The organism is Albidovulum sp. (assembly GCF_049646345.1).
In the GTDB taxonomy this organism is placed as follows: domain Bacteria; phylum Pseudomonadota; class Alphaproteobacteria; order Rhodobacterales; family Rhodobacteraceae; genus Albidovulum.
Genome location: NZ_JBARVQ010000909.1, coordinates 1 through 4982, shown reverse-complemented (window position 1 = coordinate 4982; position 4982 = coordinate 1). Strand labels below are relative to the sequence as shown.

At 62.1% G+C, this 4982-nt stretch carries 5 protein-coding genes; 2 read left to right on the top strand and 3 right to left on the bottom strand.

The window, feature by feature from the left end:
* Nucleotides 1-84, top strand: an 84-nt coding sequence (locus WBB85_RS23685) for a transposase domain-containing protein (RefSeq protein WP_432641015.1), incomplete at its 5' end; no start/stop codon positions are given.
* 103 nt (nt 85-187) lie between these two features.
* On the opposite strand, the gene betA is transcribed toward WBB85_RS23685, so the two are convergent.
* The 3 genes from betA to betI all read right to left on the bottom strand — a co-directional run bounded on the left by betA (nt 188) and on the right by betI (nt 4002).
* Nucleotides 188-1843 (bottom strand): choline dehydrogenase, encoded by a 1656-nt coding sequence (gene betA / locus WBB85_RS23680; RefSeq protein WP_432641014.1) that lies wholly within the window; start codon nt 1841-1843, stop codon nt 188-190.
* Between the two features lie 129 nt (nt 1844-1972).
* On the bottom strand, nt 1973-3427 hold the full coding sequence (gene betB, locus WBB85_RS23675) for a betaine-aldehyde dehydrogenase (RefSeq protein WP_432641013.1): 1455 nt from the start codon (nt 3425-3427) through the stop codon (nt 1973-1975).
* Nucleotides 3424-4002, bottom strand: a complete 579-nt coding sequence (gene betI / locus WBB85_RS23670) for a choline-binding transcriptional repressor BetI (protein ID WP_432641012.1) — start codon at nt 4000-4002, stop codon at nt 3424-3426. Before betI ends, betB begins: the two co-directional genes overlap by 4 nt.
* 224 nt (nt 4003-4226) lie before the next feature.
* On the opposite strand from betI, the gene WBB85_RS23665 reads away from it, so the two are divergent.
* Nucleotides 4227-4982, top strand: a 756-nt coding sequence (locus WBB85_RS23665) for a glycine betaine ABC transporter substrate-binding protein (RefSeq protein WP_432641011.1), incomplete at its 3' end; no start/stop codon positions are given.

Genomic DNA, 4982 nt, shown 5'->3' with positions numbered 1-4982 from the left:
TGGCTCGTAGACACGCTCGCCCGCATCCCAGACTACAAGATCAACCGCGTCGATGACCTGCTGCCCTGGAAAACTGCTTCATAGAGGCGGTCAGGTCGGACGCTTACGTTTCAAACCCTATGAAACGCGTCAGGTGGAACCCTCCCCGGCGGGTCGGCCAAGGCGAAGCCGCGGCCGATACCGGTTTTCAGCGCTGCGCGTCCTGCCAGCGGGGCGAATTCCAGGGCTCGGAATTCGCGGGCGCCAGCATGCCCTTGCCCAGCACATGATCGGCGGCCTTTTCGCCGACCATGATCGAGGGCGCATTGAGGTTGCCATTGGTGATGCGCGGAAAGATCGAACTGTCGGCGACACGCAGCCCCTCGACCCCGATCACACGGGCCTCCGGGTCCACGACTGCCAGCGGATCATCAGCGCGCCCCATCTTCGCAGTACCACAGGGGTGATAGGCGCTTTCGGCATGTTCGCGGATGAAACTGTCGATCTCGTCATCCGTCTGATAGCCGGGGCCGGGCTGGATCTCATGCTTCACGTAAGGCTCGAACGCCTCTTGTGCAAAGATCTCGCGCGTGAGGCGCACGCATTTGCGGAACTCTTCCCAATCATCGGGATGCGACATGTAGTTGAAGCGGATCGCAGGCGCATCCTTCGGATCGGCCGAGCGCAGCGTCACCGCCCCGCGCGATTTCGACCGCATCGGCCCGGTATGGGCCTGAAACCCGTGCCCCTCGGCGGCGACCTTACCGTCGTAACGCACGGCGATGGGCAGGAAGTGATACTGGATATCCGGGTAGTCGACCCCCTTGTCCGAGCGGATGAAGGCGCAGCTTTCAAACTGGTTCGACGCGCCGAGCCCGGTCCTCGTAAACAGCCACTGCGCCCCGACAAAAGCCTTGCCCCAGAGGTTCCAGTATTTGTACAGCGTGATCGGCTGCTTGGAGGCGAATTGCATATAGATTTCAAGATGATCCTGCAGGTTCGCGCCCACACCCTTTCTATCCGCGACAACCTCGATCCCATGTTCCGCCAGATGCGCCGCGGGCCCGATCCCCGACAGCATCAGGAGCTTCGGCGTATTGATCGACGACGCGGCCAGAATCACCTCGGCACGCGCTGATATCACTTCAATGCGGCCAGACCGTTCCACTTCCACACCCACGGCACGGCCGTCGCGGATCACCACCTTGCGGGCAAAGGCCCGCACAAGTGTGCAATTCTCGCGCTTCAGCGCAGGCTTCAGATAGGCATTCGCCGCCGACCAGCGCCGCCCCTTGTAGATTGTCGCCTCGAACGGGCCAAAGCCTTCCTGTTTCTCGCCGTTATAGTCCTCGGTAACCTCATAGCCCGCCTGCCGTCCGGCCTCGACAAAGGCGTGAAACAGCGGGTTCTTGCGCGGTCCGCGCGAGACATGCAAAGGGCCGGAATTGCCGCGGAATTCGCTGGCTGTGCCATTGCCGCCATGCCAGGTCTCCATCCGCCGGTAATAGGGCAGCACATCGGCATAGGACCAGCCTGTGGCCCCCGCCTCGGCCCAATGCTCGAAATCATTGGCGTGCCCCCGCACAAAGACCATGCCGTTGATCGAGGACGACCCGCCGATCACCTTGCCGCGCGGCGTGGCGAGCTGGCGGTTGTTCAGATTGGGTTCTGGCTCTGACCGGAACCCCCAGTCATAGAGCGACATGTTCATCGGATATGAGAGCGCGCCCGGCATCTGGATGAAGGGGCCCGCATCACTCCCGCCATGTTCGATCACGATCACAGATTTGCCTGCCTCGGCCAGCCGGTAGGCCATGGCGCAGCCACCGGACCCGGCGCCTACAACGACATAATCGGCTTGCATGATCGTCTCCACTTCTCTCCGGATGGACGCAGCCATCCATGTTCTTTCCATTCCCGACCTCTCCGCCCGACGGCCCCGGGGCACGCGGGTGGGTGGGCGGGGCGTGGCCCGGGCCGTCGGCCCGACCTCTCAATAGGGCGCGTCGACCGCGCCCATGCCGACATAGACCGACTTCACCTGGCTGTAGTGCTCAACCGCCGCCTTTGAGTTTTCGCGCCCGACGCCCGAGAGCTTCACGCCCCCAAAGGGCGCTTCGACCGGGGCGAGGTTGTAGGCATTGATCCAGCAGGACCCGGCCTGCAGCCCCGCAACCATCCGGTGTGCGCGGGTCAGATCGCGGGTAAACACACCCGCCGATAGACCAAATTCCGTTTTATTGGCACGGGTTACGACCTCTTCCTCATCTTCAAAATCAAGCACCGCCACCACCGGACCAAAGATCTCTTCCCGCGCAATGGTCATCTCGTCCGTGACATCGGCAAACACGGTGGGCTCCAGATAGAAGCCCGACCCCGCCGGTCCACGCCCGCCGCCGGTGACCAGCCGCGCGCCCTCTTCCTGTCCCTTGCGGACATAACCCAGAACCTTCTCTAGCTGCGCCTCGGAGACCAGCGGCCCCATCTGCGTCGCCTCGTCCATCGGATCGCCCAGACGGATCGCCTTCGTCCGCTCTGCCAGCCGCGCGAGGAATTTTTCCTTGATCCCCTTCTGCACGAAAACCCTTGTGCCATTGGAACAGACCTGGCCTGCGGAATAGAAATTTCCCAGCATCGCGCCGCCCACCGCATCCTCGATATCGGCGTCGTCGAAGACGATCAGGGGCGACTTGCCGCCCAGTTCCATCGTCACATGACGCATCCCGGCGGCGGCCGTCGCATAGACCCTCTTGCCGGTCTCGACCGATCCGGTCAGCGACACCTTGGCGACGCGCGGGTCCGAAATCAGCGCACCCCCAACAGCACCGCGCCCTTGCACCACATTGTAAAGCCCGGCGGGCAACCCGGCCTCAACCAGAATTTCCGCAACTTTCAAGGTAGATAGCGGCGTGACTTCAGACGGCTTGAAGACCATCGCATTGCCCAAAGCCAGCGCAGGTGCACCCTTCCAGCAGGCGATCTGGGTTGGATAGTTCCAGGCGCCGATACCGACGCAGACGCCCAGAGGCTCGCGGATCGTATAGACGAAGTCGCGGCCCAGGGGGATCGTCTCCCCTGTCACGGTGGGTGCCAGGCCTGCGAAATATTCCAGCGCGTCCGCTCCACTGGTCGCATCCGCCACCAGCGTTTCCTGCAACGGCTTGCCAGTATCAAGCGTCTCCAGTTCCGACAGTTCGCGGTTGCGTTCGCGCATCATATCGGCGGCGCGGCGCAGGATGCGGGCGCGTTCGACGGGTGGGCGGGCGGCCCAGTCACCTTGCGCACGAGTGGCCGAGGCCAGAGCCCGGTCGATCACCGCAGGCGTCGCCTCATGCACCCGTGCAATCACTTCGCCCGTCGCCGGATAGACGACGTCAATCGCCGCGCCCGCGGTGTCTTCCAGATAGGCGCCATCAACGAAATGGCTGGCTGTCGGTTGCGCCTTCATCGGGCCTTCAGTTCGCCGTCGAGATAGTCGGTGACGATGGCGGCCGCGGCCAAGCCGTCGGGCGTGCCGTGCTTCAACGCCTCTCGGATATAGACGCCATCGATCATCGCGCCGATGCCAACTGCCAGCGCCCCTGCCCGGTCGCCGATCAAAGGTTTCAGCGCATGGACAAGATTCGACTGCATTCGCCGTTGATAGATGCCAAGAAGGCGCGCGGCCTCTTCCTGTTGCTGGGCGAGAACGTAGAAGTTCAGCCAGGCGCCGATCACCTCGCGCCGGAAGTTCGAGGTGGTAAAGCTGGCCCGGATAATGCCGTTGATCCGGCCCCGCGGATCATCGGCAGCCGCCAGAGCGCCCCGCACCTCAGCCCCGTAAAGCGTCATGACATGGCGCATCGCGGCAAGGAATATCTGTTCCTTCGATCCGAAATAGTGGTGCGCCAGCGCCGAGGACATGCCAGCACGCTTGGCGATCTGGCTGACCGTCACGTCCAGCGAACCCACGCGACCGATCTCGGTGATCGTCGCCTTGACCAAAGCCGCTTTGCGAATCGGCTCCATCCCAACTTTCGGCATCACCTCGCTCCTTTTCTTACGATTCCCTCGCTATCCGACCTTTCATTGACTCGTCAATCAAGAAAAAATCGTCACTCCGTGTCACTTCTTTTAGAATCTCACCTGCTGAACTACGCTCAGGCACACAAATCGCCGGATTCTCCGCAGGGATCGAAAAAAAACCTTGCGTCACACGGCGAATTGCAAGTTTATTGACTCGTCAATCAAGAAACAGGGAGCACAAGATGAACCTCACCAAAACCCTGCGCGCGACGCTGCTTGCGACCGCCGCGCTGACTGCCGCCCCGGCCTTTGCCGAAGGTTGTGATGAAATCGTCTTTTCGGATGTGGGCTGGACCGACATCACCGCGACGACGGCCGTCGCCACGACGATCCTTGAGGCGCTCGGTTACGACACCGACGTCAAGGTCCTGTCGGTACCCGTCACCTATACCGGCCTCGCCGAAGGCGATATCGACGTCTTCCTCGGCAACTGGATGCCGACGATGGAGGCCGACATCGCCCCCTACCGCGAGGCGGGCACCGTTGAGACCATCGCCCGCAACCTTGAAGGCGCGAAATACACGCTGGCCACCAACAAAGCGGGTGCCGATCTTGGCATCACCGATTTTGCGGCCATTGCCGCGCAGAAGGACGCGCTGGACGGCAAGATCTACGGCATTGAGCCGGGCAATGACGGCAACCGCCTGATCATCGACATGATCGCGGCGAACCAGTTCGGGATGGAAGGTTTTGAAGTGATCGAAAGCTCGGAACAGGGCATGCTGGCGCAAGTCGGCAATGCTGATGGCGACGGCAAGCCGATCGTCTTCCTTGGCTGGGAACCGCATCCCATGAACGCCAATTTTGAGCTGACCTATCTGGCGGGTGGCGACGATGTCTTTGGCCCGAACTATGGCGGTGCCGAGGTCTTTACCAATACCCGCGCAGGTTATGCCGCCGAATGCCCGAACACAGGCAAGCTGCTGACCAATCTCACC

Coding starts and splice junctions, on each gene's coding strand:
- betA (WP_432641014.1), bottom strand. CDS start 1,843: ATGCAAGCCGATTATGTCGTTGTAGGCGCCGGGTCCGGTGGCTGCGCC.
- betI (WP_432641012.1), bottom strand. CDS start 4,002: ATGCCGAAAGTTGGGATGGAGCCGATTCGCAAAGCGGCTTTGGTCAAG.
- betB (WP_432641013.1), bottom strand. CDS start 3,427: ATGAAGGCGCAACCGACAGCCAGCCATTTCGTTGATGGCGCCTATCTG.